Origin of the sequence: Streptomyces europaeiscabiei (assembly GCF_001550375.1) — a bacterium.
Lineage (GTDB): Bacteria > Actinomycetota > Actinomycetes > Streptomycetales > Streptomycetaceae > Streptomyces > Streptomyces europaeiscabiei.
On sequence record NZ_LRTR01000732.1, the window covers coordinates 1 to 26950 of the forward strand.

The following is a 26950-nucleotide window of genomic DNA, read 5'->3' on the forward strand; positions in this document are numbered from 1 at the left end:
CGCGCGCGCCCCCGGCACCCTTCGCCGCCGCCGCCCGCCGCGCGCCCAGCGCCTGCAGCACGGTCGCCGTACCCATGCACACCGCCGCGCACAACGCCCACGCCACACCCGCCACCATGGGGGCACCGTAAGCGGCGGGACGGGCCGCGGCCGGGGCAACACCAGGGCACGCACCCACGTGGCCGCACCCACGTGGCCGTCACCCGCTCCCCCCTGCCCCACCCTCACGACCGCACAAAGTGCGACAGATTCATTGCTCCCGTTCTGTTCGAAGTCCTAGGGTGGGCCCGGTTTTTCAACAACTTCGGACAGCAACAGACGCATCCGACGCATCGAACGCTCCTCAGCACGCGCACTTCCCAATGTCGTCGAGGAAGGCCCCGGTACATGCCCCACCCGCACCCGCACACAGGTACCCCCGCAGTCCGCCCCGTCATGAGCCGCCGCCGACTGCTGGAAGGCGGCGCCGCCCTCCTCGGCGCCCTGGCCCTCTCCGGCGGCGAGGCCTACGCGGCCCCCTTCAGTGGGACGCAGGCCGACGGCACCCCCGAGTGGTCCGGCAACATGGCCCTCTTCCAGGTCGGCGCCGAACCACCCCACACCACCCTCATGCCGTACGCGGACGTCAGACAGGCGCTCACCGGCGACCGCACCCGCTCCCCGTACCGGCTGAGCCTCGACGGCAAGTGGAGGTTCGCGTACGTCGACCGGCCGGGCGACCGGGACGAGGACTTCTACAAGACCGACGTCGACGACAGCGACTGGGACACGATCCCGGTGCCGTCCAACTGGCAGCTGCACGGCTACGACTTCCCCATCTACATCAACATCACCTACCCCTGGTGGGGCCCGAACGGTCTCGGCGAGGAGGCACAGCCGCCGAACGCGCCGACCCGCTACAACCCCGTCGGCCAGTACCGGCGCACCTTCCAGCTCCCCAAGGACTGGACGGCCGGCGACCGCCGTACCTTCCTGCACTTCGAGGGCGTCAAGTCGGCCCACTACGTGTGGATCAACGGCGAACTCGTCGGCTACCACGAGGACTCGTACGACCCGGCCGAGTACGACATCACCAAGCACCTGAAGCCGGGGTCGAACCAGATCGCCGTCGAGGTGTACCGGTACTCGGACGGCGACTGGCTGGAGGACCAGGACATGATCCGGCTGAGCGGGATCTTCCGCTCGGTCTACCTGTACTCCACCCCGGCCGTGCACCTGCGCGACTTCAAGCTGGACACCCCGCTCGGCGACGGTTACACGACCGCCGAGCTGTCCGTCACCGCGAGCGTCCGCGCGTACGAGGCCGGGCACGAGGGCGCGTACTCCGTCGAGACCCAGCTCTACGACGCCGGCGGCCACGCCGTCTGGTCACGCCCCCTCGTCCAGTCCGTCGCCGTCGGCGCCGGCGTCGGCGAGGACGTGACCGTCCAGGCCGCCAAGGCCGTCCCCTCGCCCGAGCTGTGGTCCGCCGAGCACCCGAACCTCTACACGGCCGTGCTCCACCTGCGCGATCCGCGCGGCCAGATCGTCGAGACCCTCTCCCACCGCGTCGGCCTGCGCGAGTTCGCCCTCAAGGACGGGCTGATGCGGATCAACGGGAAGCCGGTCTCCTTCCGCGGCACCAACCGGCACGAGATGCACCCCGACCGGGGCATGGCGCTCACCCGCGCCGACCTGGTCGAGGACATGGGGATCATCAAGCGGCTCAACATCAACAGCGTCCGCACCTCGCACTACCCGAACAACCCGCTCTGGTACGAGCTGGCGGACGAGTACGGCCTCTACCTCGTCGACGAGACGAACCTGGAGACGCACGGCATCCGCGACCGCTTTCCCGGAAACGACCCCGAGTGGACGAAGGCCTGCGTGGCCCGCGCCCGGAACATGGTCCACCGCGACAAGAACCACGCCTCCGTCGTCATCTGGTCCCTCGGCAACGAGGCGGGCGGCGGCTCCTCCTTCGTCGCCATGCGCGACTGGATCGAGTCGTACGACAAGACACGAGTCATCCAGTACGAGGGCGACGACCGGCCGACGATCAGCCAGATCCGCTCGGAGATGTACGACAGTCCGCAGCGGGTCGAGCAGCGGGCGAAGGACACCTCGGACACCCGCCCGTACGTGATGATCGAGTACTCGCACTCGATGGGGAACTCGACCGGCAACTTCAAGAAGTACTGGGACCTCATACGGCGCTACCCCGTCCTGCAGGGCGGCTGGATCTGGGACTTCGTCGACCAGTCGCTGACCTGGTCGATCCCGAGGCTGAAGGTGTTCACCGATGCCGGCCCGAACGGGCTGCAGGGTCAACTCCTCACCGCGGCGGGAACGTTCAGCCGCGAGAAGGGCGTGTCCGGCGCCACCGGTTTCACCCGCGACCCGGCCCTCGACCTCACCGGCTCCCTGACGCTGGAAGCCTGGGTCACCCCGCACGTCACCGGCGGCCACCAGCCGATCATCGCCAAGGGCGACACGCAGTACGCGCTGAAGCAGAGCGACCGGAGCATCGAGTTCTTCATCTACGGCGGCGGCCAGTGGGTCAGCGTCAGCTGGGGACTCCCGGCCGACGGCTGGACCGGCCGCGAACACCACGTCGCCGGTGTCTTCGACGCCGGGGCCGGGTCCCTCACGCTCTACGTCGACGGCGAGGTGAAGGCGACCCGCACCACGACCCGCCGGCCCAGCGTGAACGTCGCTCCGCTCGCGCTCGGCACCGACACGGACAACCCGACGCGCGAGTTCAGCGGCACGATCCGGCGGGCCGGCGTGTACGCGCGCGCCCTGAGCCGGACCGAGCTGGCCTCCGGGAGCCGTGGGCCCGGCGACGACGGGGTGCGGTTCTGGTTCGACGCGGCGACGGTCGAGGTGGCGGAGAGCAGGGCGAAGGAACGTTCGTTCTTCGCGTACGGCGGTGACTGGGGCGACAACCCCAACGACGGGGCCTTCGTCGCGGACGGCATCGTCAAGGCCGACCGTGGCCACACCGGCAAGGCGGCCGAGGTCAAGCGCATCTACCAGGCCGTCCACGCGAAACCGGCCACCGGCACCACCCTGACCTCGACGAAGGTCACCCTCACCAACGAGTACCTCTTCACCAACCTCCGCGAACTCGACGGCAGTTGGACCCTGGTGGCCGACGGCAAGAAGATCCAGCAGGGCCGCCTCACCCGTGACCAGCTGGATGTCGGCCCCCTGTCCACCAAGGACATCACCGTCCCCTTCAGCCTCCCCGCCTCCCCCGCACCCGGCACCGAGTACTTCCTCGAACTCTCCTTCACCACCAAGGACGCCACCCCGTGGGCCGAATCCGGCTTCGAGGTGGCCCGGCAGCAGCTGTCCGTCGACGCGGGCAGCCCGGCGGTGACACCCGTACCGCTGGCGGACGTCCCGGTCCTCAAGTACGAGGAGAGCGACAAGGCCGTCACGGTCACCGGAAAGGGCTACCCGGGCCGCTTCTCCGTCACCGTCGACAAGGCGAGCGGCACGATCACGTCGTTCAAGGCGGACGGCACCCGGCTGATCTCCTCCGGTCCCGTGCCCAACTTCTGGCGGGCCCCCACCGACAACGACCACGGCAACGGACAGCACACCCGCAACCAGACCTGGCGGGACGCGGGCACGAACCGCAAGGTCACGGACGTGACCGTGCGCGCGCTCGGCGAGCGGGCCGTGGAGATCAAGGTCAGCGGCACGCTCCCGACGACCACGGAGTCGACGTACACCACCACCTACACGGTGTTCGGCAACGCCGAGATCAAGGTCGACAACACCCTGCACCCGGGCGCCTCCTCCCTCCCGTACATCCCGGAGGTGGGCACCCTGTTCCTCCTCAACCGCCGCCTGGAGCGCCTGCACTACTACGGCCGCGGCCCCGAGGAGAACCACTGGGACCGCAACAACGGCACCGACGTGGGCCTCTACTCCGGCAACATCGCCGACCAGTGGTCCGGCTACATCCGCCCCCAGGAGAACGGCAACAAGACCGACGTCCGCTGGGCCGCCGTCACCGACCGCGACGGGGTGGGCCTGCTGGTCTCGGGCGACGCGCTGATAGAGATCAACGCCTCGTACTTCACCCCGGAGGACCTGTCGACGGGCCTGCGCCACGACTACCACCTCACCCCCCGCGACACCCCCGTCCTGCGCGTCAACCACCGCCAGATGGGAGTCGGCGGCGACAACAGCTGGGGCGCCCACACCCACGACGAGTACAAGCTCTTCGCCAACCGCGACTACACGTACACGTACCGGCTGCGCCCGCTGACGGACGTGGCCAGGGCGACGGCGGCGTCCAGGAGGCCGACGGCTACGCAGTAGCGGGCATGACCGAGTTCGGCGTAGCGGCATACGACGACGACAAGCGCTCGGCCGGGCACTCCCGGCCGAGCGTCCTGCCGGCCTGCCCCGACCACCGGGCCGACATCAACTCCGCTTCTCGCGCGCCGGGTTGAACTGCTTCCAGTGCCCCTCGGAGACGACCTCGACGCCGCCGTCGGTCACCTTGATAGCGGTCTGAGCGTCGATGGCGTATGCCGGACCCTTTATCTCGGCGGCCCACCGTTCCGCCACGGCCATGGTGTTCTCCGGACAATCCGGGCTGTCGAGGTGCGGGAAGAATCCCCTGCCCCGCTACACGGGAACGGGCATTCACCCCGGCCCTGAAGGACCGGGCACCCCGCCCGGCAAGCAAGGTGGAAGGTTCTGATTCTCTGGGCGCTCCACGAGCACCCCTGCCGCCGCTGCGGCGGCTGCTACCGGGTGTCAGCGAGAAGGTGCTGGCCTCTCATCTGCGCGAGATGGAGGCGGACGGCGTCGGGCACCGCGTCTCCTACGACGAGGTGCCGCCCCGCGTCGAGTACTCGCTGACCGAAGCCGGTACGCGCCTCAACGAGGCGCTCCAGCCGCTGGCCGCCTGGGGACGTGAGCGGTCGACGGAGCAGCCGTTTCCGCCACTCGCCGCCGTACGTCCTCGGTGAGCGCGCCGAAAGGTGCCGCCGAGCCCCTTCCCGGCTCTGCGGCGTCGCCACTCTCCGGGCTCGGCGTCGCCACTTTGTGACCGGTTCAAAAACCACCTCTGTCCCAGCCGTTGACTTCCATCTCTCCCGGCTCTACTTTCGGCCAGCCAGTACGTTCGGCGAGCCGATCCCCGTTCGAGATATCGACCTCCGGGTATCCATCGAAGGAGCCGCATGACCTCCCCTCCGCGTGCCAACTCCCTTGGTCTCAGACGGCGTTGCAAAGCAGCGGCGATTCGCGCCGTCACCCTGGCGACCGCCGCGACAGCCGCCCTGCTCTTCGCCCAGCCGACGACCGCGACGCCCGCCCCGGAAACGCGCATCGACGCCGCGCCCGTCGCGGTGACGGACCGACAGATACCGGTCCCCGAAGTCCCGATGGGCTGGGCCTCCTGGAACGCCTTCGCCGCGAAGGTCGACTACAACGTGATCAAGCAGCAGGTCGACGCGTTCGTCGCGGCCGGGCTGCCCGAGGCCGGCTACGAGTACATCAACATCGACGAGGGCTGGTGGCAGGGCACCCGCGACAGCGCGGGCAACATCACCATCGACGAGGCCGAGTGGCCCGGCGGCATGAAGGCCATCGCCGACTACATCCACAGCAAGGGCCTGAAGGCGGGCATCTACACCGACGCCGGCAAGGACGGCTGCGGCTACTACTTCCCCACCGGCCGCCCGGCCGCGCCCGGCAGTGGCAGCGAGGGCCACTACGTCCAGGACATGACGCAGTTCTCGAAGTGGGGCTTCGACTTCGTGAAGGTCGACTGGTGCGGCGGTGACGCCGAGGGCCTCGACCCGAAGACGACCTACCAGGCGATCAGCGACGCCGTGGCCACCGCGACCGCCACCACCGGCCGCCCGCTCACCCTCTCCCTGTGCAACTGGGGCTACTCCAACCCCTGGAACTGGGCACCGGGCATGGGCCCGATGTGGCGGACGAACACGGACATCTTCTACCACGGCCAGTCCCTGACGTACGCGAACATGCTGACGAACTACGACCGGAACGTGCACCCCACGGCCCAGCACACCGGCTACTACAACGACCCCGACATGCTGCTGATCGGCATGGGACTCACCGCCGGCCAGGACCGCACCCACATGAACCTGTGGGCGGTCTCCGGCGCACCGCTGCTGGCCGGCAACGACCTCACCACCATGACCACCGAGACGGTGAACACCCTCAAGAACCCCGAGGTCATCGCCGTCGACCAGGACCCCCGCGGCCTCCAGGGCGTCAAGGTCGCCGAGGACACCACCGGCCTGCAGGTGTACGGCAAGGTCCTCTCCGGCAGCGGCAACCGCGCGGTCGTCCTCCTCAACCGCACCTCCACCACACAGAACATGACCGTCCGCTGGTCCGACCTGGGTCTGACGAACGCCTCCGCGACCGTCCGTGACCTGTGGAGCCGGACGAACGTCGGTACGCCCGGCACGAGTTACAGCACCAGCGTGCCGGCGGGCTCCTCCGTGATGCTCACGGTCAAGGGCGGCACCGAGCAGTCGGCGAGCACGTACACCGGCACGTCGAGCTTCTCCGGAGTGGTCGCAGAAAACACCGGCCTGAAGACGGTCGACGTCTCCTACACCAACAACACGTCGACCGCCCGCGTCGGCACGCTCACCGTCAACGGCCAGACGTCGACGAAGGTCTCCTTCCCGCCGACCGGCTCGTCCCCCGGCAACATCTCCGTCGCCATGTCACTGACGAAGGGCAGCGCCAACACGATCGCGTTCTCCGGCGCCCCGACCCTCGAAGGCATCGTCGTACGACCGCTGCCGGGCACCGACGGCACGCTGATCACCGGCACGGGCTCCGGCCGCTGCGCGGACATCAACGACAACACCATCACCAACGGCACCGACGCCCAGCTGTGGGACTGCTCCGGCGGCCAGAACCAGTCCTGGACGTACACGTCCCGCAAGGAACTCGTCGTGTACGGCAACAAGTGCCTGGACGCCTGGGACCGCGGCACCTCCAACGGCACCCGCGTCGTCATCTGGGACTGCCACGGCGGCGCCAACCAGCAGTGGAACGTGAACAGCGACGGCACGATCGTCAACGTCAACTCCGGTCTCTGCCTGGACGCCTACAACGCGGCCACCACCAACGGCACGAAGCTCGTCCTGTGGTCCTGCAACGGCCAGAACAACCAGAAGTGGAGCCGGACGTGACCCCTGTCAACGCAACCGCTGCGGACGCGAGCGGGCCCTCCCGCCGTACCTTCCTCGGTATGGCGGCCACCGTCCCCCTTGCCGCGACCGGCGTCATGACCCTCGGCGCCGGGGCCGCACACGCCGCCGACTCGGCGTACGCGATGGTCTACTTCACCGAGTCCACCACCATGCTGGAGGCCAACTACGGCCTCCACCTGGCCGTCAGCCAGGACGGCCTGAACTGGACCCCGCTGAACCAGAACGCTCCCCTGGTCACCCCGACCCAGGGCGCCGGCGGCCTGCGCGACCCGTTCCTGATGCGCAAGCAGGACGGTACGTTCGTCGTCCTGGCGACGGACCTCAAGGGCACCGACTGGAACTACGCCAGCACGTACATCCACGTCTGGGACTCGACCGACCTGCGGACCTTCACCGGCTACCGGCGCGTGAAGCTGCACGACATGACCACCACCCACAGCTGGGCCCCCGAGGCCTACTGGGACGCCTCACGCGGCCAGTACGGCATCCTCTACTCCTCGGTGAACAGCAGCGGCCACAACGTCATCATGGTCAGCTACACGACCGACTTCGTCACGACGTCCAACCCCCAGGTCTTCTTCGACCCCGGTTACGACATCATCGACGGCAACCTCACGGTCGGCGTGAACGGCGTCAACTACCTCTACTACAAGAGGAACCAGACCCTGGTGGGCGCCCGCTCGACGACCCTGAACCCCGGCAGCTTCACCCCGTTCAGCACGGCCGCCTCCCACGGCGGCACGGAGGCCCCGACGGTGGTGAAGTCCCTGTCCTCCGGCTCCTGGTACCTCTGGGGAGACACCTACACCCCCAACGGCGTCTTCTACGTCTGGCAGTCCAGCGACATCGCCTCCGGCACCTGGACGGCCCTCGACCAGAAGCTCTACACCCAGCCGCTCAACTCCAAGCACTGCGGCATCCACCCGATCACGTCGAGCGAGTACGGCAACCTGCTGACCAAGTGGGGCGCGCCGACGTGGAACCGCCTCAAGTCCTACAACTACCCGTCCCGCTACGTCCGCCACAGCGACTACGTGGGCCGCATAGACGAGTACCCCTTCGACCCGTTCACCGACTCCCAGTGGAAACTGGTCCCGGGCCTGGCGGACTCCTCCGGGGTCTCCTTCCAGTCGGTCAGCCACCCCACCCGCTACCTCCGCCACTACAACTACAACCTCCGCCTCGACGTGAACGACGGCACGTCGACCTTCGCCGCCGACGCCACGTTCACCCGCGTCGCCGGCCTCGCGGACTCGACGTGGTCGTCCTTCCGCTCGTACAACAACCCGACCCGCCACATCCGCCACAGCAACTACGTGCTCCGCATCGACCCGATCTCGACGGCGACGGAGAAGGCGGACGCGACGTTCCGGGTGGGCTACTGAGACAGCGGCCCCGCTCGGTGTGACCGACCGTTCCCCGCGCCCCCCGTTTCCCGGGGGGCGCGGGGAACCGCGCGAACGGGCCCGGCCACCAAGCGTGTTGGTGCCACAGAGATCACCACAACGTCGTGCACAACGTCGTACGCACACCTGCGATGCTGTGCCGATGAGCAAGGTATGGCAAGGACACGTCATCGACGGCACGCGTTTCGTGGTCCCGGCGTCGGGTGTGACACCGAGGCACGTGCTGTGCGCGGTCGGCGTGGGCCTGGATCCCGACGTCCTCAGCCGCGTGGTCGACGAGGCGGGCGGCGGGGACTTCGAACTCGACGAGTTTCAGCGGGAGCCGGACCCCCGGATGCGTGAGGCATTCGAAGCCGCGGTGGGTGCCCGCGAAGCCACCAACGACGACGAGTTCGGCGATGACGACTGGGCCGCGGTGGACGCACACGACTCGGTCGCCTATGTCCTGTCACCGCCGATCTCCCAGGCCAATGCCCTCGACGTCTCCCGCCGGGCGCTGGCCGTCACCGCGGCCCTGCTGGCCAACGGGGCCACCGCGGTGAAGAACGAGTCCAGCGGGGTGGCCTGCGGTCGGGAGCAGTGGCTGGCCCTGGCGAGCGAGGCGGCGGCCGCCGAGACCGCGGACGACCTGGTCGGCGCCCTCGTCCGGGCCTGGGTCGTGCCGGTGGCCTACGACGGTGAGATGTACTTCAGCTGCGGCATGCATCTCCTGGGCGAGGCGGACGTGGAGCTGGTCTCCACGGCCACCGCGGAGCCCGAGCCGGAGCTGCTGCTCGAATGGATGACCACCATGAAGATCGCGTCGTACTACCTGCTGACCGAACAGCCGGAGCACGGAGTCCAGGACGGCGAGGGCTTCCGCATCGCCCAGGACGCCCCCCGCTGGATCATGAACCGTCTGGAGTGCGAACGGTTCGAGGACGACGACTTCTTCCACAACCCGTACGGATACTGGCGCCTGACCCCGGCTGTCCGCGGCCCACGGAGGGGGGCGAGGCTCAGGAGGCGCAACCCCCGCACGACCCTCCGAACGCGACGGAAGGGGTGAGAGCGGCGAAGGCGTGGAAATCTCCGGGCCACGGGCCGAACGCCGCGCCCTTCTCCGGCGTCTCAGTACCGATCGCGGTCCCACCCACCCAGGGACCGCACCCGGTACGAAGGACCGGAGGGACACATGACCAAGCGAACACCCGCCAGGCCCGGCATGATCGCGGCCGTGGCGGTCGCCGTCCTGGCTCTCGGCGGGCTCCAGGGCTCGACGGCCGGCGCGCAGACCGTGGAAGCCGTATCGACCCCTTCGAGCACCTGCCACGGCACCCAGCCGAAAGGCGGCATCGCCGGACAGGCCGGGGACGGAGTGCCGGAGGACGACACCCCCCTGAACCGAACCCTGGGCTACGTGGACAAGCTGGTCACCGGCCGCTACTCCGCCATCTACACCGGCCTGGTCCTCGACGAGGACGAAGCCTCCGTGGACATCTACCGCATCCCCTCCGAGCCCTTCGACACCGCCGTCTGCGACGCCGCCGAGAAGGGCGTGACCATCCGTCTCCACGACCGCGACATCAACGAGAAGGACCTCACCACCCTCCTCGACCGCATCAGCGAGGACATGAACCGCTGGGACGGCACCTTCAACATGCGCGAAGCCGGCCTCGACGGCACCGGCCACCTCGTGATCGGCGTGGACGACCCCGACACCGCCGAGCCGATCCTCCGCAAGGCCCTGGGCGAACAGAACGCCAAGTACCTCCGCGTCGAGTACGCCCCCCAGGCATACCTGCAGTGACCCGGATCCGACCCGGCTCCGCCCCGCATCCCGGCGGGCCTGAGCCGGGATGCAACACCCCTGAGGATCCGCTATAGTTGATCACGAGCCGCTCACCGGAACAGCAACTCCCGGTAGTACTCAATGCGTTGGTGGTCCAAGGAAAGACGCCCCGCTTCCTGCGGGGAAATGCAGGTGCAAGGCCTGCCCGGCGCTCCAGTACAAGAGCCCCACTTCGCTCCACGCGAAGTGGGGCTCTTGCGTTGTACGGGACGGGGCTGGCATTCGCTCCACCATCGACCAGAGCCGCCACCACCTCCCGAGCGACTGGCGTACGGCGACGACCTCCGCCTGCCCGCCCTGTCTGCCCTGCCCGCGACCGATCCCGTCCCACGCCACGCCGCGCCACGCCGAACCCAGGCCAAATGGTATCGACGGAGATACTATCTCTCGCGATACTATCTCTCGCGGGAGTCTCCAGCATGCGACGCTTCATCGGACGGGACCCGGAGCTGAACGTGCTCCGCAACGCCTTCCAAGCGGTTCACGAAGCCGTCGGATCGGCGAATCCAGGTCAGTGCATCCTCATGCGGGGCAGGCGGCGGGTCGGCAAGTCCAGCCTCGTCGAGGAGTTCCTCCGGCGTACCGGGGCGCCGAACCTCTTCTTCACCGCGGCGGGCGGCACGGCGGAGGACGAGCTGACAGAGCTGCTCGACACCGTCGCGAGATCCACTCTGCCGGAGCGGGAACTGTTCTCGGAGGAGACCCCGGGACAGTGGAACGCGGCGTTCAGACTGCTCGCCGAGATCCTGCCCGACGACAGCCCGAGCGTGATCGTCATCGACGAGGTCCCGTATCTCATGGACCGCATCGACGCCTTCGAAGGCATGCTCCAGCGGGCATGGGACCGCCTGCTCAGCCGCAAACCCGTGCTCCTCCTCCTCGTCGGATCCGACCTGTCGATGATGGAGGCGCTGAACAGCTACGACCGCCCCTTCCACCAGCGAGGCCGGGAGATGGTCGTGGGGCCGCTCAACCCCGCCGACATCGGCGAGATGCTCGGCCTTCCACCGGCAGCCACCTTCGACGCCGCCCTGATCACGGGCGGTCTTCCGCTGATCTGCGCGGAGTGGCGGGCCGGGGCGGACGTCTGGGAGTTCCTCCGCGACTCCCTGACCAACCCGATCTCGGCGCTGCTGGTCTCCGCCGAGCGCTCACTGGCCGCGGAGTTTCCCCCGCAGGCCATGAGCAGGGAAGTCCTGCGGGCCATCGGAAGCGGGGAGCGGACCTTCACCAACATCGCGCGCGCCGCCGGCGGAATCTCGCACACCACTCTCACCCGGGCCACGGACGTCCTGACCGAGAAGCGGGTGGTGGCGACCGAGCTGCCCCTCTCGCTGCGGCCGTCGAAGGAACGCCGCTACCGCGTGGCCGACCCCTACCTGCGCTTCTGGCTCGCGTTTCTGGATCCGCACATGGCGGAGATCGAGCGGATGCGGGGAGATCTCACGCTTGGCCGGATCAAGGAGCAGTGGACGAGCTGGCGGGGCCGCGCGATCGAGCCCCTGGTCCGGGAATCCCTCGCCCGCCTCCTGCCGGACGGGCACCTTCCCGCCGCCCCGGCGATCGGTGGGTACTGGACCCGCAGCAACGACGTCGAGATCGACCTGGTGGGCGCCGACCGGCAGCCGGTGGCCAAGCAACTGCTCTTCCTCGGCTCGGTCAAATGGCTGGAGAACTCCGCGTTCGACAACCACGACCTGGCCGCACTGCACAAGCACCGGGCGACGCTCACGGACCAGCCCGTACCACTGGTGGCGGTCTCCCGCAACGGGATCAGCTGCTCCGGACTCCAGGCGGCGTACGGCCCCGAGGAACTGCTCGGCGCCTGGCGTAGGGCGTGAGCAGGGTTCCGCCGAACGTTGTCATGCGGTGGCGGTCTCTGCCTTGTGCAGCACCCGAGCCAACAACAGTGCTCCTCCGGCGGCCGCCCCTACCGCTCCCACGGCCATGAAACCCCCGTGGGAACGCCACGACAGCACCGACCACCGTGACTGCGCGGAGAACAACGACCCGGTACTCAGCCACGACCCCGTCGAGATCAGCGACAGGGAGGAACCGATCGAGCCGACCGACAAGGCACTCCCGATCGAGCCGACCGACAGAGCCGAACCGACGGATCCCACGGAGAGCACCGATCCGACCGACCCGATCGACAACACGGAGTCCTGCGACCACAACGACAGCACCGAATGGGAGGAAGCGCGACGGACTGAAGGTACGGACAGCTTCGTCATGCAGCCATCCTGCCCGTTGCACGCCCCCGGACAGAGCCTTCCGGCCGCCGCCACCGCCGACAGGCGTGTCGGCGGAGACCCCGCCGAACGTTGCCGACCCGCCCCGCGTCTCAGTGGTGACCGTCCCACAAGGAGGCCACCATCATGCCGACGACCGCCACCGTACGAGTCCGTCACCGCGCCCTGACCGCCGCCGCGACGGCCGGGACGTTGCTATGGGCGCTCTCCGCGTGCGGGGAGGAGCCGACGACAGCGAAGAGGTCGTCGCCCGCATGGGAGGAGCCCTCCTCGTACCGCTACACCCTGAAGTCGAGCGAGGGCGAGCGGGCGCTGATCGGGACGTTCGAGGTGACGGTCCGGGACGGCAAGGTCGTGAAGACCGTCGGGATCGACGAGAGCGGCCGACGGGTGGTGGACCGGAAACTGACCGAAGTGCCCACCATCGCGGCGTTGTTGAAGCAAGCGGAGACGGCACGGGACGAAGGCGCCGACGCCGTGGACGTCGAGTACACGAAGGACGGCCGTCCGACCAGCATCTCCATCGACTGGGAGGAGAACGCGATCGACGACGAGGAGGCCTACACCCTCGGCGACTACGAGGCGCTCGGCTGACTCAGGTCCCGGATCGTGCCGCCCACCTTGGCCTTCAGCTTCTTGAGCACCTTGGGCTTGGCTGAGATGGCCCACTGCGGACCGACCAGGTACTTCCCGCCGTACATGGAGGCCGACTCCAGCCAGACTTCCTTCAGCTCGTCCTTGGGGAAGGTGGTGATGAGGTAATCCCCCACAGAGGTCTGACACACGCCCTCGCGCAGCTCCTCCGCCTCGGTCCGGATCTTCACCTCGCACCCGGTGAGCTCGGCGATGACCTCGACCTTGGCCGGCGCGACCACCGCGGCAACAGAGCTGGACTCGTCCTTGCCCTCGCCACCGCTGCACGCCGCCATCAGGGGCAGGACAGCCAGGCTCGCAGCCAACGCGACACCACGCGACAGCTTCCTCACCATGTCCTGATCTCCGTTCGCGTTCTCTGTAGGAGTGCACTCCGTACGGGGTACGTGTGACGACTGCGGATTGCTCAATCTCGGGCACCTCGGAGGCGCGGCCTCGGCAATACTTCCGCCTGACGACGATGTGGAAGCGGCCCAGTGACTCGTTGCTGCCAGGGTGTGGCTTTTAACCCCAGATGAGGACGTCGCTGCTGACAGGAGCGATCGGCGAGTTGCTGCTCGGGCCGGCGACGTCGATCGTGTAGGCGCCCGGTGGAAGGCCGTCGATTGTCACGTCGGTGGGGGTCTGGTCCGCCATGACGACGCGGGCTTCGACGAGCTGGCCTGTTTCGTCGGTGACGGTGAGGCGGGCGCTCTGCCTTGGGCCGTCGATGGCTGTGATCTGCACGGGCAGGTCGTCCCCGGCAGTGATCAGCTCGGGGAGGTCGACCCGCAGGTGGAGGGTCTGCGGGGCGCGGACGGCGATATCACGCGCGGTAAGAATGCCTTCGATTTCGTCGAGTGCGGCGGGGTTACGCTGGATGTTTCCGTGCTTGTCGGGGACACGGCGCAGGGTGTTGCTGTCCATGGGGACGTCGCTGCGGCAGGCTCCCACGATGGGCACGGTGGAGTCTCCGAACAGGTTCTCCGCCCGGTAGGTGTCCACGGGCACGACGCGCCCGCTGTCGAGGCGCACGGTAGCGGGGGTTGACTGCTGGATGCCGACGATAGCGTGTGTCGCGGCGAGTGAGGCGGGACGACTGGCTTCGGCTTCGCTCACCGCGGTGTGGAAGCGCATGGCGTCGGCCACGCGTTTGGTGTCCAGGTCAGGAACGTTGATCTCAGTGGTCTTGGCCAGGGTGCCGGCGTGTTCGATGCAGGCGTACTCGGGGAGCAGTTGGTGAAGTGACGGCAGGCTACGGGCGAAAGCGGTGAGGTCCAGAGCGAGGGGGCCGATGCCGTGGTGGACGCCGTTGACGAGTTGTTTGAGGGCTTTGGCGGCGCCGCGGTAGGGGGTGCCGAGAGTGATGAGTTTGCGGGTGATGTCGGCGCCGCCGCAGCGTTCGATGTACCAGCGGGCCACCAGGCCGCCCATGGAGTGGCAGACGAAGACGAGCTGGGCGTTCGCGTACGGGCCTCCTTGGGCGCGCCAGCGTTCGAGCGCGGGTTCGACGATGCTGGCCAGGTGCTGGCCGTTCCAGCGGTTGGACAGGCGCCAGTCGTAGGGGACGGGCAGCAGATTGCCGGGCGGGGCGTCGGCGCTGTCGGTGGCTTCGCGGTATCCCAGGGAGCGCAGCCGCTTCAGGAGGAGGTCGTATCCCTTGACGGGTGTCCAGATGCCCGGCAGTGCGTGCAGGTCCGGCATCAGAGCCACAGGGTGGACTCCGTCCTCCGGGTGCTCGTCACCGATCCCCTCGGGGAGTTGGAGGCGAGTGACGGACCGGCCGAAGCTCTTGACGGCGCGCAGAACGGATCCGGCGGACGGGGCCCAGACCAGGCCGTCGGAGCTGCGGAGCGTGCTGCCCATGATGCCGGGCAGGACGACGACCAGATCAGTTGGGGGCATCATGCTCCTCCGGGGAGTCGGCAGGAGGCTGCCGGGTGAGTGTGGGGATGAGTGACAGAGCCGCGCGATGGTGGTGTGCGATGTCAGCCAGTTCGTTGATCCACGCCGCGCCAGCCTCAGGAAGGAGCCCGTGCGCGGAGATCAGCAGCTGGTCTGCTTGGTCGGTGTCTCCGCTGAGGACGGTGGCGACGGCAAGGTGGAACACGGCCGTGGCCGCAAGTTGGGCACTTGTGGCGGCGGTGAGCGCCAGAACAGCCGTCGGGTGCAACGGGGCCGGATCCGGGCGCCGAGCATGCTCTTGCAGCAGTTCGGGGAAGCGGGAAGGATCCTCAAGCGCGTCCAAGGCCGGTCCGTGTTCACCGAGCTGCGCCAATTGAAGAAGAGCCTGTGCCTGGGTGAACGTGGGGGTGTTTTCCGGTGTGGAGTCGGCGACCAGACGGGAGAGTACGTCGAGGACGATGTCGTCCAAGAGGTCCTCACGACGCTCGCTGAGCAGGCGTCGCTGACTGGGCGGGTCAGCGACGGCGAACTCCTGAGCGAGGATCGTCAGCAGCAGGGGACGGTAGGCGCTCTCAACACTGTCGTTCTGGGCCACCTGGCGGATGTCGCGGTAGCGCTGCGCTTCCTGGCCGACGAGTAGCAGGACTTCGTCCACAGCACTGTCAGCTTCTGGGGTGAGCAGCTCGGGATGAGCGGCTAGATGGTCCCGCTCCGCGGTATAGGTCTCTGTCTCCACCCAGACCTGCGCCGCTGCCACCAGGTCGGCATCTACTGAGAGCCAAGCCGGAGGTTCTGCACCGGTGTGCTCACGCCAGACATCGTCAAATGCCTCAGAGCCGGCAGCGGCTCGATGTCGCCACCCCTCTGAGTGCAGGACACCAAGAAGCTCAGAACCGGCATCTGCGACCCCTGCCATCGTGGCGAGCCAGGCCACAGCATCGGTGTCCCCGGGCTGCGCCCTAGACGCACGGAACAGCAGCAGGAATGCCGCGCTTCTCGAATCAACATCGCTGAGCACGTCAGCCCAGGCGTCTTCTGCCTTCCGACCCACCTCGCTGTAGCGGTTGCCGAGGTTGTTGAGCGCGCTGGCCAGGTCGGGCACAAAGGCGGGGTTGTCCTGCGCCAGAGCACGGCGCAGGCGGACCGCCTCCTCGGTCGGGGCCACCGCATCCACCCGCCGACCCACCTCGCTGTAGCGGACGCCGAGGTTGTTGAGCGCCATGGCCAGGTCGGGCACAAAGGCGGGGTTGTCCTGCGCCAGAGCACGGCGCAGGCGGACCGCCTCCTCGGTCGGGGCCACCGCATCCACCCGCCGACCCACCTCGCTGTAGGACGCGCCGAGGTTGTTGAGCGCGCTGGCCAGGTTGGGCACAAAGGCGGGGTTGTCCTGCGCCAGAGCACGATAAAGGCCGGACGCCTCCTCGGTCGGGGCCACCGCATCCACCCGACGACCCACCTCGCTGTAGCGGTTGCCGAGGTTGTTGAGCGCGCTGGCCAGGTCGGGCACAAAGGCGGGGTTGTCCTGCGCCAGAGCACGGCGCAGGCGGACCGCCTCCTCGGTCGGGGCCACCGCATCCACCCGCCGACCCACCTCGCTGTAGCGGACGCCGAGGTTGTTGAGCGCCATGGCCAGGTCGGGCACAAAGGCGGGGTTGTCCTGCGCCAGAGCACGGCGCAGGCGGACCGCCTCCTCGGTCGGGGCCACCGCATCCACCCGACGACCCACCTCGCTGTAGCGGTTGCCGAGGTTGTTGAGCGCGCTGGCCAGGTTGGGCACAAAGGCGGGGTTGTCCTGCGCCAGAGCACGGCAAAGGCCGGACGCCTCCTCGGCCGGAGCCACCGCATCCACCCGCCGACCCACCTCGCTGTAGGACGCGCCGAGGTTGTTGAGCGCGCTGGCCAGGTCGGGCACAAAGGCGGGGTTGTCCTGCGCCAGAGCACGATAAAGGCCGGACGCCTCCTCGGTCGGGGCCACCGCATCCACCCGCCGACCCACCTCGCTGTAGGACGCGCCGAGGTTGTTGAGCGCCATGGCCAGGTCGGGCACAAAGGCGGGGTTGTCCTGCGCCAGAGCACGGCGCAGGCGGACCGCCTCCTCGGTCGGGGCCACCGCATCCACCCGCCGACCCACCTCGCTGTAGCGGTTGCCGAGGTTGTTGAGCGCGCTGGCCAGGTCGGGCACAAAGGCGGGGTTGTCCTGCGCCAGAGCACGGTAAAGGCCGGACGCCTCCTCGGCCGGAGCCACCGCATCCACCCGCCGACCCACCTCGCTGTAGGACGCGCCGAGGTTGTTGAGCGCCATGGCCAGGTCCGGCACAAAGGCGGGGTTGTCCTGCGCCAGAGCACGATAAAGGCCGGACGCCTCCTCGGCCGAGGCCACCGCATCCACCCGACGACCCACCTCGCTGTAGCGGTTGCCGAGGTTGTTGAGCGCCATGGCCAGGTCCGGCACAAAGGCGGGGTTGTCCTGCGCCAGAGCACGATAAAGGCCGGACGCCTCCTCGGCCGGAGCCACCGCATCCACCCGCCGACCCACCTCGCTGTAGCGGACGCCGAGGTTGTTGAGCGCCATGGCCAGGTCGGGCACAAAGGCGGGGTTGTCCTGCGCCAGAGCACGGTAAAGGCCGGACGCCTCCTCGGCCGGGGCCACCGCCTCCACCCGCCGACCCCAGTACCGGAATCGTTCGGCCATCGACAGCGCTGCCGACGCTACGTCAGGCTGCAAGGCAGGGATTTCCTCCGACAGTGTTCTCAACATTTCCAAGCCGCCCGGTCCGGCGTCCGCCACGTGACGCCACGCATAGCGCCACAGATACGCCGGCGCTTCAGCAGGGACCCCACCGCTGAGGAGCGCGCGATATCGAGTCAGCAGAGCCTGAGCGACTGCAAGCGCCTGCGGGTTGAAGGGCTGTGCCGGTGAACCGCCGTAAGGGTGACGGAGATGGTCGGCGAGGCTCTGATGTGCCATGCGGTAGACCGCGACGCCGGCCTCGCCGTCCTGCACGATGTGACGACCGAGCTGGTCCAAGACCCAGGTGAGGTCCTCACGCGTGACCTCGGTGCCGTCCAGCATCAGGGCGTTGGCGACATGGAGCCATTCGTCCTCGGGAAAACCGGCCCCATACCCCCAGGTCAGGGCCCGCAAGAACGTCCTGGCAAGGTCTGTTGACGGCAGTCCCCGCACTGCCTGTCCGTGCGGGGCGGGGGCAACGTTGGCCAGGTCCGTGTCGATCGCGTCCTCGATAGAGCCGCTGATCTTGTCCTGCCATCCTGCCGCAGTTGTGTCCAACGGGGCCGCGGTGAGCTGGTCCGCGACCAGCCGGGCGAGCAGGAAGTTCTGTTGCGCTCCGGCCTTGACCGCCCCTGCGAGGTGGGCCGCAACAACCGCCGCATCCATCCGCGGGTCAACGGCCTCCAGTCGCAGCCGCACGTAGTCGGCCAGGTCCGCCCTGCCTTGCTGCTCGAGGGCGGGATCGTCGAGATCCATATCCGCCCCTTCGGGCGCCAGCGTCGAGACCAGTGAAGGGCGGCTGTCCCCACGCTGTCGCTCACGGGTGGACACGATCACCACGGCATGGAGGGCCAGCCGTGTCAGCAGTTCATCGGCGATCGTGAAGGCCTCACCGCGTGCCTCATCCAATCCGTCGACTACGACGACGGGCGGCTCTGCTCCGTCTTCGACCGCACGCTGTACCTGGCCCACCAGTTCACTGGCATTGCGCCGCATCTCTTGTGGCGTGAGTACATTTCGCTGCACCAGTTGCCCGGCCAGCAGGTCGGCCGCCAGATCCGCCGTCAAACCCCGGGCGTGCACATGCGCGTGAACCGAGCGCTCACGGGGCAGCACGTGGCTCGACGCCCGGCCCTCATCCAGCAGTCGGCGCCGCTCCTCCGGATTGGACAGGCTGACGACGCGCCCCACGATCGCCGACTTGCCCGTTCCCGCCGATCCGGTCACCACGTGCAGACCCGGCCGACGTCCATGTACCCAGCCGACAACCTGGTTCACCTGACCGGTCCGCCCCGTGAACCACGATCTCTCGTCCACGGAAGCACCACCGCGTGCGGCCAAAAGCAAGTGCTCAACCACCTGTTCCGGGGCCCCTGGCCGGTACAGCGGATTCGGGACCATCCACCAGGCACTGCCTCGGCTTTGAAAATCAGGCGACTGAATGCCGCTTTCCCACTCCTTCAACACGGCGTCGCACAGGTCATCCCCGCGCACATACTCGTTGTGAGGCGACCACCGGACCCTCAGCTCTGGTGCGTCCGGCCCATCCGCAAGGATCTTCCGCAGGAGTTTGCCGAAGAGTCCGTCCCGCGCCGTCTCCACCGACAGGCAAGAACTCAGCACCCCAACCCACACCTGACCGGACGGCTGGGTCTGCCGCATGATCTGCGTCGCGAGGTCGCCCGCTGGGATCGCTTCTCCGGAGAAGCACGTATCGAAGACGAACAGCACCTGGTTGGCCCCCGAAAGGGCGCAGGGTCCGACGACGTCACTGACTGCGAAACCGTCGTCCGCGTCCGCCCCACTGTCCGTCACCGGAAGCCGAAGGCCGCTGGCCGAAGAGAACCCATGGCCACTCCACACCACCACCAAGGGGCCGCCGTCCGGCATGGAGCGCTTGAGCGCCTTGAGGAAGTCCCGCAGTTCCGACTCCGCGGGGTTGATCAGCGGCTCCCCTGAGAGGAAGTCGCCCAGCACCTGACGCAAGGCCAGGACATCATCGACCGCATGGGCCAACTTCCTGTGAGCCTGCACCGTGTAGTCGCCCGCACCCACGCCGACGAACCGTCCCCCGTACACGATCTGGAACCTCCAGCGGATGACAAGTCCCCCTGCACACACCGCCCAGTGCGCGCATCGTCAGTATCCACCTCGATATCACTCAGTGTGGGCGATTCGTGACGACTGGGGATCAGGCCAGCTCCGTTGTGAGTCCTTGTACGACCCCTCGAAGCGCTTCCACCTGCTCCTTGAGGAAGCCGCACTCCGGGCTCGCATCTGTCCGCCGTCCGTCCTGGCCGCGCAGCTCGACCGGCTGTCCGGCGCCGTGGGCCTGGACACCGTCGAGTTGGGGATCATCCCGTTCACGGCGGCCCTCAAGCTTCCGCCCGCCACCGCCTTCTGGATGTACGACGAGCCGCGTGATCCTCGAGACCTGGCACTCCGAGCTGTCGATCGAGGACGAGCCCAGCGTGAATACATACTTGCGGACCTGGAACACCCTGCGGGAGTCCGCCGTGTACGGCGCTGAGGCGCACCAGGTGATCAGTACGGCCCGCCAGGAGCTTGGTGCGGCCTGACGGCGCCCTTAGTCAGTCGAGTCGACAGGGACGTCACCTGTGATGGAAGGCTTTTCTGCGACAAAGGAGCCCATGCCCGGGGTTGTGATGATCAGGCCGTCCTCCCGGAGGGCTGCGGTCACCTTGCGGACAGTCGTTCGCGCCACGCCGAACTCCTGCTCCAGCCGCACTTCGGAGATCAATGTTCGGGGCGGGTACTCGCCGCTCGCGATCCTCGTCCGGAGCACGTCGGCGATCTGGACCCACTTGGGCCTGGTGGGGTCAAACTCAATCACGGCAGGACCGTACACAGCGGCGGAGATTCGAACATAGAGGGCTGCCGGTGCACCTAGGTGTAGACAGGTGCACCGGGTGTCGCTACTGTCAGGCGAGATGGAAAACCCCGGCGAGGTGGCTAGACCTCCCGGGGCATGGCCAACGCTGAAAGAGGAGCGCCGACAGTGCTCGACCCTATCCGCCGTATCGCCCTGCGGCTCCGGCTTCTGTTCACTCCCGGCACGGGCAGGCGGCGGGCCGGTGTCCCCCTACACGTCGCGCCGACACCCGCCAGCTGGGCGGAGACGCCCCCGACCCCCCTCCCCACGCACCGGTCCCCATACGGGCTCGACGAGGTATTCGACGGCGCCCGAACCGTCGCTGTGCGCCCCTACCTCGCCGCCCATGAGCAGCGGCTGCGGCGGCGGGAGTTGGCGATGGCGGCGATCGGGTTGGACATGCCCGGGTCGTGCTGGATTCATGGGGTGGAGGTCGCCTGATGGGGGGCGAAACGCCGGGTGAGGTGCGGTTGTTGCCGTGGGTCGGGGGTGAGGGCAAGGCCTGTTATCTGGTGACCGACGGCGGAGGTGGGCCGGTGTCGCGGGTGGCTGATGCCGCGGAGGCCATTCAGCTCGGGATGGGGCGTGAGCTGCTTGCTCATGCGGGGGAGATGTTGGCGGAGGCTGCTCCGGGTGGTGAACTCCAGTTTCTGGCCGAGCGGTTGAGTGAAGCCCTCAGCGACGCGCTTCGGGTTGCCGAGAGTCGGGGGCAGCGGCTGACGCGACGGCTCGGCTGACGACGCGGGGCCACTCGCCGGGTGGTGACCACGGACGCCTCAGGGGTGCGGATGCAGGGGCGTCCGGTACGTGTCACGCTGGCCGTAGCGCCGCGCCTGGACCTCCCTTGCAGCCGTTGCACCCGTTGCACCCGTTGCATCCGTCATCTGCAGTGAAGAGACGAAACGGAGTACGGCCATGGGCGAGATTCTGGTCAGTACGACCACCAGCGGTGCTCAGTTCCAACCGTCCGTCGACTCGGTCTTCGGCACGCAGTACGTGGCCATGTGGGCGGACGAGAGCAATGCCGGTATCAAGGGGCAGAACCTGGGCATGACCGGGGCCAAACTCGGCGCGGAGTTCCAGGTGAGCGCGGCTACGCCGCCCGGCGGCAACACCAATCGGCAGTGGCCGACGATCGAGTCCGCGGGGTTCTCCTCGTTCGCGGTGTGGAGGGAGGATGCCTTCAATCCTCCGCCCGGCCCGCAGCTGAAACTGAGGCGATTCGTCGGCGGGCAGCCGTCGGGGTCCGAGGTCCAGGTCAACGGCTCCGACATCGACCCCAAGACCCGACCGTCCGTCACGAACATGATCGACGGCGGCTGCCTCGTCACCTGGGCCGGTTCCCGCGCGGACCAGCGGATCCGTGCCCAGCGGTTCACCTCCGAAGGCATCAAGGCCGGGCCGGAGTTCACGGTCAACACCACCGAGGGGTTCCATGTGAACCCGGCCGTGACGGTTCTCGCGAACGGGAACTACGCCATCGCCTGGACGACCGACCCCTCGTCGGTCGGAGGAGGCCGGCTCACCTTCCGGGTCTTCGACTTCGAGGGAATTCCGCAGGGCGGCGAGATCCAGCCCAACGCCTCCGGATTCAAGGGGGACAACGCGATCACGCTGCTCGACAACGGACGGTTCGTCGTCGCGCACATCGACGGCATCGGGCCCAGCGACATCGGTGTCCCGCAGACGACCGTGGAGGCCAGCATCTACGACCCCGGCAGCGGTGGCGTCGAGATCACCAGCGTGACCGCGGGCCAGCCGCGGGACTTCAACCGGTCCAGCCCGGCCCTCACCCCTCTGCCGGGTGGGCGCTTCCTCCTCGCCTGGGTGGAGAAGAGCGCGACCACCTTCGACACCGTCCCCAAAGTCATGGCGAAGATGTGCTCCGACACCGCGCTCTCCCTCAGCGACAAGGTGCAGGTCAGTACGGCTACGGCCGGCGATCGCCTCCAGGTCTGCGCCGCGTCGGCCTTCGGCGACGGAGCCGAGTCCGTCTTCCTCGCCTGGGCGGACGACGGCGGCACGTCGGACTTCGCCGTACGGGGGCGGGCGTTCACCGTCACCTCCACGGGGCAGTTGGTGGCTGCCTAACCGAGTCGCCCTGGGGCCTCGGCCCCAGGGCCGCGTCCACGGCGCCTGCCGCCCTGGAGACCGACGGAAAAGAGCCTGTGGCCGGTACCGGCCACAGGCACACTGCGTTCATGCAGCTCCCCGCACCGGCCGTCGCCGCCACCGTCCTGATCGAAGTCGTCAGGATCTCCGGCCTGCCGAGGCGGCGGGGCGACCCCTACCCCGGTGCGGTCGTCGCCCACTGGGCCGAGGGCGAGGCCGCCGACATACTGGCCCTGATCGGGACCCTGCCCGGCAGCGCACAGCATCGCTGCGGCTTCTCGCCGGGATGGGGCATCCGGGCGTACGACGCCGCGCTCGACCTGGCGTTGTTCGAGGCGGCGTTCTGCTTCACCTGCCATGAGGTGCGGATGCAGGGGACGGCTGTGTCGCCCGCGCCGGCCACGCAGTTCTTCGACGCGGACGCAGGGCAGGCTCAGGCTCTCCTGGCCCGCTTTCGCGGGGCGGCCCTGTAGCCGGACTCGGTAACCGGGCGCGGGGCGCCGAGCGCGACGGCCAAGGCCACCGGGGACTACGTCGACGTGCGCTGAGCCGACGGGACGCACCGACAACCACAACACGGCGGCGCCCGGCCTCGGAAGAGGCCGGGCGCCGCTGAGGTTCAAGCTCTCTCGCGTCGCGTCACGAAGCCGCGCGGCTCGCGCTCTCGCGTCGCGTCACGAAGCCGTGCGGTTCGCGCCCTTGCGTCGCGTCACCACGAAGATCACGCCACCCGCGGCGACGAGGCCCGCCGCGCCGATCGCGATCGGGATGGCGTTGCCGCCGCCCGTCTCGGCGAGGTCGCCGGGCTCACCGCCGTTGGGGGTGGGGACCGCCGGGGCGGAGTCGGAGGGCGAGGGGGACTCGGCCTTCGGGGTGTCGTCGCCAGGGGGGTTCTCGTCGGCCGGCGGGTTCTCGTCCGCCGGCGGCTGCTCCTCGGCGGGCGGCTGCTCCTCAGCCGGGGGCTGCTCCTCGGCGGGCGGCTGGTCGTCGGCCGGGGGCTGCTCCTCCGCCGGGGGGTTCTCCTCGGCCGGCGGCTGCTCCGTCGTGCAGTCCTTCGTGCCGCCGTTCCAGGCCGCGATCAGCTTGTCCTTGATGACCGGGCGGTCGGGGCCCTTGGGGACGTCGCCGTGCTCGAAGCCGTCCTTCGCGTCGAGCTTGCCGTCGAACTTCACCTTCCCCCGGTAGAGGTCGACCTGGCCGTAGCAGCCCGCGTCGGGGACCGCGATGTCCAGGGAGTCCGTCCCGCCCTGCTTGACCGTCACCGTGTCGAAGTCGACGAAGACCTGCTCGCCGGAGGTGCCGAACGTCGGGCCGTGGGCGAGGTAGGACGCGAGGGAGACCGTGCAGGTCGTGGCGTCGGAGGCGGCACGGACCTTGATGTGGACCTTGCCGTCCTCGGTGGGCTTGAGGTTCTGGTCGTCGAGCTTGACCCAGTCGGCGAACTTCACGCCGTCCAGCGAGAACTCGCAGCGGTCGGTCTCGGTGGGCGTGCCCGCACCCTGGCCGGGGGCGTAGCTCTTCTTGCCCCAACCATCACCGCCGGGCGTGTCGGTGGCGAAGGCCGGACCGGACACGGCCGCGCTCAGCGCGAGAGCGGCGATGCCCGTCCCCATCAGGCGGCTCACGATGACACGTCTCGCTATGGACATGCAGATCCCATTCTCGAACTCGGAACGTACGAGACCCGGGGCGCGGCGGCAGGACGGCAGCACGCAGCCACGTCGGTCCGGGCCGCGCCAGGGTGTGAGTAGTCAAAGAAAACACCGGGCTCAGGGGTCACTTGAGCCACAGAGTCTGCACATCGTTTACCAAGGAGTAGGGGCTGTCAACCTCGGGAAACACCCGTCCGTCGGCCTTGTTCGGCAGCCCGTCGGGAACATCTGCGCCACACGCACTGCACATTTGGGGCACAAGGGGAATTGGCTCCTCCGGGAGCCCACGGAGACCTCAACGGCGCCCCAACGCCGGGTCGCCGAACCGCAAAGGGTTCACCAACCCACCTCCGCGCACAGGGCGGCCCATATGAGGCGGATTTGACAATCGCGCGCCCTGCTCTCGAATCTACCGTCATGACATTCGTTTTCATTATCGGCGTCAAGGGTGCCGCCGGGAGCGAGCGGGGTGACGGTCCATGCGCGTGGCCTTCGTAGGCAAGGGCGGCAGTGGCAAGACGACGCTCTCCGCACTGTTCGCCCGGCACCTCGCCCGCTCGGGCGCGCCGCTCGTGGCGATCGACGGTGACATCAACCAGCACCTGGCGCACGCGCTCGGCCTCGACGAGGACGACGACTTCGGCGCGCCGCCGCTGAGTTCGCGCACCGGCGAGATCAAGGACCTGCTGCGCGGCACGAACCCGCGGATCGTCTCCCGCGAGGCCATGGTCAAGACGACCCCGCCGGGCCGGGGTTCGCGGCTGCTGCGGCTGCTCGGGGACGACGACATCCACGGCCGGCACGTCGAGCGCGTGGACGGGGTGCCGCTCATGGTCACCGGCGCCTTCGACGAGAGCGACCTCGGCGTGGCCTGCTACCACTCCAAGCTCGGCGCGGTGGAGCTGTACCTCAACCATCTCGTCGACGGGCCCGGCGAGTACGTCGTCGTCGACATGACCGCCGGCGCGGACGCTTTCGCCTCCGGGCTCTTCACCCGGTTCGACATGACCTTCCTGGTCGCCGAGCCGACGCGGAAGAGCGTGTCCGTGTACCGGCAGTACCGGGAGCACGCCGCCGAGTTCGGCATCCCGATCGCCGTCGTCGGCAACAAGGTCACCGGCGAGGACGACCTGCTCTTCCTCAAGGAGCACGTGGGCGACGACCTGCTGGCGTACTGCGTGCAGTCGTCGTACGTCCGCGCGCAGGAACAGGGTCGGGAGCAGGGCGAGTTGGAGGCGCACAACCTGCACGTACTGACACAGCTCAAGGCCGCCGTCGACGCCCGTACGAAGGACTGGGCCACCTTCCAGCGCCACGCCGTCGAGTTCCACCTCCGCAACGCCACCGCCTGGGCCAACGACGCCACCGGGCACGACCTGGCCGCCCAGGTGGACCCCGGGTTCCGCCACGGCCCGCAGGCACTGGCCGCCGCCGGGTCCGCAGCCACCCTGCCCTCCGCCGCCGGGTCCGCCTCCCCCTCCGCGGTCTCCTTCTGATCAGAACAGGAACACCCAAAGCCCCGACCCTCACCTCGGTCCCACCTTCCCGACGGGCCATAACCGGCCATCGAGCGCCCCCTCCGCACCCCTCCCGCGAAGGGGGCGCTCGGTTCGATACGCCGGAGCTTGGGGGGCGCACAGGGGCGCACAGGAGCGCATTGCCGGGCGTACGGCTGCATGGGCGGTCGGGGTGGGGGCGTCCGTGTGTGCGGCTTCGGGGTGTTCGTGCGGGTGGCTTCGTCCCGATCACGCCCGATCCGGCCCGGTCTTGTGTGGCTCGTGCGCGGCGGCGGCGTGTCTGGTGGGTGCTTGGTGCGTGCCGGTCCGCGCGCCACGGCGTGCGGCCGTGTGATTTGCGCCGTCACGAGTTGGGCCGCTTGCGATCACACAAGGTGAATAATGGGGCCTGAGGGCGTCTCAGCGACAGAGAGGGTCGCCGTGGGGACCGACAGGGACAGTGCCGTTTCCCGTCAGCGCTTCGACGTGGCCGATGCCGCGCCGTTGCTGATCGACGCGGACGGGTTCGTGACGAGCTGGACCCAGGACGCGGAGCGCCTCTTCGGGTATCCGGCGGCCGAGATCCTGGGCCGCAGTGTCTGCACGCTCCTGGTCGACGAGGACGGCGACCGCATCGGCTCACTGACCGAGTCCCATCGCCTCCTCGGGAGCTGGTCCGGCATCCTCACCGCCCGCCACCGCGACGGTCACCGCGTCAGGGTGATGGTCCGCGTCGTCCCGACGCGGGAGGCGACCGCGGCGGCCGCCTCGGCCGATCCCGACCGTTCGGCCGACGCGACGACCTCGCCGTCGGCCCCCGGCGCCTGG

General features: G+C 68.7%; 20 protein-coding genes and 2 pseudogenes. 15 read left to right on the plus strand and 7 right to left on the minus strand.

Annotation, left to right across the window (positions count from 1 at the left end; genetic code table 11):
* The first annotated feature begins 387 nt into the window (after nt 1-387).
* The gene (locus AWZ10_RS36335) at nt 388-4317 is read left to right on the plus strand and encodes a glycoside hydrolase family 2 TIM barrel-domain containing protein (RefSeq protein WP_060893138.1); all 3930 of its coding nucleotides are present in this window, start codon (nt 388-390) and stop codon (nt 4315-4317) included.
* 105 nt (nt 4318-4422) lie between these two features.
* Here AWZ10_RS36335 and AWZ10_RS48815 read toward each other — a convergent pair whose 3' ends face one another.
* Nucleotides 4423-4575, minus strand: a complete 153-nt coding sequence (locus tag AWZ10_RS48815; RefSeq protein WP_319054378.1) for a hypothetical protein — start codon at nt 4573-4575, stop codon at nt 4423-4425.
* A 114-nt stretch (nt 4576-4689) separates the two neighbouring features.
* Here AWZ10_RS48815 and AWZ10_RS36340 point away from each other — a divergent pair.
* The 6 genes and pseudogenes from AWZ10_RS36340 to AWZ10_RS36365 all read left to right on the plus strand — a co-directional run.
* Nucleotides 4690-4976: pseudogene (locus AWZ10_RS36340) on the plus strand (winged helix-turn-helix transcriptional regulator); the annotation flags it as partial.
* Nucleotides 4977-5189: 213 nt separating this feature from the next.
* Nucleotides 5190-7190 carry an RICIN domain-containing protein gene (locus tag AWZ10_RS36345; RefSeq protein ID WP_060893139.1) on the plus strand — a complete coding sequence of 667 codons (2001 nt, stop codon included), beginning with the start codon at nt 5190-5192 and terminating at the stop codon, nt 7188-7190.
* A 59-nt stretch (nt 7191-7249) separates the two neighbouring features.
* On the plus strand, nt 7250-8596 hold the full coding sequence (locus AWZ10_RS36350) for a glycoside hydrolase family 43 protein (protein WP_060893151.1): 1347 nt from the start codon (nt 7250-7252) through the stop codon (nt 8594-8596).
* A 163-nt stretch (nt 8597-8759) separates the two neighbouring features.
* A complete protein-coding gene (locus tag AWZ10_RS53145) occupies nt 8760-9665 on the plus strand; it encodes a hypothetical protein (protein ID WP_060893140.1) in 906 nt (301 codons plus the stop codon).
* A gap of 126 nt (nt 9666-9791) precedes the next feature.
* The gene (locus tag AWZ10_RS53150; protein ID WP_046707345.1) at nt 9792-10406 is read left to right on the plus strand and encodes a hypothetical protein; all 615 of its coding nucleotides are present in this window, start codon (nt 9792-9794) and stop codon (nt 10404-10406) included.
* 461 nt (nt 10407-10867) lie between these two features.
* Nucleotides 10868-12289 carry an ATP-binding protein gene (locus AWZ10_RS36365; protein ID WP_060893141.1) on the plus strand — a complete coding sequence of 474 codons (1422 nt, stop codon included), beginning with the start codon at nt 10868-10870 and terminating at the stop codon, nt 12287-12289.
* Nucleotides 12290-12310: 21 nt separating this feature from the next.
* Here the strand turns inward: AWZ10_RS36365 and AWZ10_RS54375 are convergent, their stop codons facing one another.
* Nucleotides 12311-12682 carry a hypothetical protein gene (locus tag AWZ10_RS54375; RefSeq protein WP_079104589.1) on the minus strand — a complete coding sequence of 124 codons (372 nt, stop codon included), beginning with the start codon at nt 12680-12682 and terminating at the stop codon, nt 12311-12313.
* A gap of 144 nt (nt 12683-12826) precedes the next feature.
* Here AWZ10_RS54375 and AWZ10_RS36375 point away from each other — a divergent pair, with 144 nt between their 5' ends.
* Complete coding sequence (locus tag AWZ10_RS36375) at nt 12827-13294, plus strand: DUF6174 domain-containing protein (protein ID WP_060893143.1); 468 nt, start codon at nt 12827-12829, stop codon at nt 13292-13294.
* Here the strand turns inward: AWZ10_RS36375 and AWZ10_RS36380 are convergent.
* From AWZ10_RS36380 to AWZ10_RS36390, 3 genes are all read right to left on the minus strand, one after another.
* A complete protein-coding gene (locus AWZ10_RS36380; RefSeq protein ID WP_060893144.1) occupies nt 13276-13689 on the minus strand; it encodes a hypothetical protein in 414 nt (137 codons plus the stop codon). The genes AWZ10_RS36375 and AWZ10_RS36380 overlap by 19 nt on opposite strands.
* 169 nt (nt 13690-13858) lie before the next feature.
* Nucleotides 13859-15241, minus strand: coding sequence for an esterase/lipase family protein (locus AWZ10_RS36385; protein WP_244172666.1), 1383 nt, complete (start codon nt 15239-15241; stop codon nt 13859-13861).
* The gene (locus tag AWZ10_RS36390) at nt 15225-20024 is read right to left on the minus strand and encodes an ATP-binding protein (RefSeq protein ID WP_159058485.1); all 4800 of its coding nucleotides are present in this window, start codon (nt 20022-20024) and stop codon (nt 15225-15227) included. Before AWZ10_RS36390 ends, AWZ10_RS36385 begins: the two co-directional genes overlap by 17 nt.
* Nucleotides 20025-20172: 148 nt before the next feature.
* Between AWZ10_RS36390 and AWZ10_RS36395 the strand changes: the two are divergent.
* Nucleotides 20173-20548 (plus strand): annotated as a pseudogene (locus AWZ10_RS36395) (Scr1 family TA system antitoxin-like transcriptional regulator); the annotation flags it as partial.
* An 8-nt stretch (nt 20549-20556) separates the two neighbouring features.
* Here AWZ10_RS36395 and AWZ10_RS36400 read toward each other — a convergent pair.
* Complete coding sequence (locus AWZ10_RS36400) at nt 20557-20823, minus strand: GntR family transcriptional regulator (protein ID WP_060893152.1); 267 nt, start codon at nt 20821-20823, stop codon at nt 20557-20559.
* Nucleotides 20824-20988: 165 nt separating this feature from the next.
* Between AWZ10_RS36400 and AWZ10_RS36405 the strand changes: the two genes are divergently transcribed.
* From AWZ10_RS36405 to AWZ10_RS36420, 4 genes are all read left to right on the plus strand, one after another.
* Nucleotides 20989-21303 carry a hypothetical protein gene (locus AWZ10_RS36405; RefSeq protein ID WP_060893147.1) on the plus strand — a complete coding sequence of 105 codons (315 nt, stop codon included), beginning with the start codon at nt 20989-20991 and terminating at the stop codon, nt 21301-21303.
* Nucleotides 21303-21599, plus strand: coding sequence for a hypothetical protein (locus AWZ10_RS36410; protein WP_060893148.1), 297 nt, complete (start codon nt 21303-21305; stop codon nt 21597-21599). Before AWZ10_RS36405 ends, AWZ10_RS36410 begins: the two co-directional genes overlap by 1 nt.
* Before the next feature lie 178 nt (nt 21600-21777).
* A complete protein-coding gene (locus AWZ10_RS36415) occupies nt 21778-22953 on the plus strand; it encodes a hypothetical protein (RefSeq protein ID WP_060893149.1) in 1176 nt (391 codons plus the stop codon).
* Nucleotides 22954-23063: 110 nt separating this feature from the next.
* Nucleotides 23064-23447, plus strand: coding sequence for a hypothetical protein (locus AWZ10_RS36420; RefSeq protein WP_060893153.1), 384 nt, complete (start codon nt 23064-23066; stop codon nt 23445-23447).
* 201 nt (nt 23448-23648) lie between these two features.
* Here AWZ10_RS36420 and AWZ10_RS36425 read toward each other — a convergent pair whose 3' ends face one another.
* On the minus strand, nt 23649-24623 hold the full coding sequence (locus tag AWZ10_RS36425) for an LPXTG cell wall anchor domain protein (protein ID WP_037690386.1): 975 nt from the start codon (nt 24621-24623) through the stop codon (nt 23649-23651).
* Nucleotides 24624-25105: 482 nt separating this feature from the next.
* On the opposite strand from AWZ10_RS36425, the gene AWZ10_RS36430 reads away from it, so the two are divergent.
* Entirely contained in the window at nt 25106-26122 is a 1017-nt protein-coding gene (locus tag AWZ10_RS36430; RefSeq protein WP_060893150.1) for an ATP-binding protein, read from the plus strand.
* 441 nt (nt 26123-26563) lie between these two features.
* Nucleotides 26564-26950 (plus strand): PAS domain S-box protein (locus tag AWZ10_RS36435; protein WP_159058486.1); only part of this gene is annotated, 387 nt, incomplete at its 3' end.

What these genes read in the sequence shown, in the direction of transcription:
- AWZ10_RS36415 (WP_060893149.1), top strand. Translation starts at nt 21,778, where the DNA reads ATGGGCGAGATTCTGGTCAGTACGACCACCAGCGGTGCTCAGTTCCAA.
- AWZ10_RS36335 (WP_060893138.1), top strand. Translation starts at nt 388, where the DNA reads ATGCCCCACCCGCACCCGCACACAGGTACCCCCGCAGTCCGCCCCGTC.
- AWZ10_RS36375 (WP_060893143.1), top strand. Translation starts at nt 12,827, where the DNA reads ATGCCGACGACCGCCACCGTACGAGTCCGTCACCGCGCCCTGACCGCC.
- AWZ10_RS54375 (WP_079104589.1), bottom strand. Translation starts at nt 12,682, where the DNA reads ATGACGAAGCTGTCCGTACCTTCAGTCCGTCGCGCTTCCTCCCATTCG.
- AWZ10_RS36425 (WP_037690386.1), bottom strand. Translation starts at nt 24,623, where the DNA reads ATGTCCATAGCGAGACGTGTCATCGTGAGCCGCCTGATGGGGACGGGC.
- AWZ10_RS36420 (WP_060893153.1), top strand. Translation starts at nt 23,064, where the DNA reads ATGCAGCTCCCCGCACCGGCCGTCGCCGCCACCGTCCTGATCGAAGTC.
- AWZ10_RS53145 (WP_060893140.1), top strand. Translation starts at nt 8,760, where the DNA reads ATGAGCAAGGTATGGCAAGGACACGTCATCGACGGCACGCGTTTCGTG.
- AWZ10_RS36430 (WP_060893150.1), top strand. Translation starts at nt 25,106, where the DNA reads ATGCGCGTGGCCTTCGTAGGCAAGGGCGGCAGTGGCAAGACGACGCTC.
- AWZ10_RS36350 (WP_060893151.1), top strand. Translation starts at nt 7,250, where the DNA reads ATGGCGGCCACCGTCCCCCTTGCCGCGACCGGCGTCATGACCCTCGGC.
- AWZ10_RS48815 (WP_319054378.1), bottom strand. Translation starts at nt 4,575, where the DNA reads ATGGCCGTGGCGGAACGGTGGGCCGCCGAGATAAAGGGTCCGGCATAC.
- AWZ10_RS36410 (WP_060893148.1), top strand. Translation starts at nt 21,303, where the DNA reads ATGGGGGGCGAAACGCCGGGTGAGGTGCGGTTGTTGCCGTGGGTCGGG.
- AWZ10_RS36380 (WP_060893144.1), bottom strand. Translation starts at nt 13,689, where the DNA reads ATGGTGAGGAAGCTGTCGCGTGGTGTCGCGTTGGCTGCGAGCCTGGCT.
- AWZ10_RS36365 (WP_060893141.1), top strand. Translation starts at nt 10,868, where the DNA reads ATGCGACGCTTCATCGGACGGGACCCGGAGCTGAACGTGCTCCGCAAC.
- AWZ10_RS53150 (WP_046707345.1), top strand. Translation starts at nt 9,792, where the DNA reads ATGACCAAGCGAACACCCGCCAGGCCCGGCATGATCGCGGCCGTGGCG.
- AWZ10_RS36345 (WP_060893139.1), top strand. Translation starts at nt 5,190, where the DNA reads ATGACCTCCCCTCCGCGTGCCAACTCCCTTGGTCTCAGACGGCGTTGC.
- AWZ10_RS36385 (WP_244172666.1), bottom strand. Translation starts at nt 15,241, where the DNA reads ATGATGCCCCCAACTGATCTGGTCGTCGTCCTGCCCGGCATCATGGGC.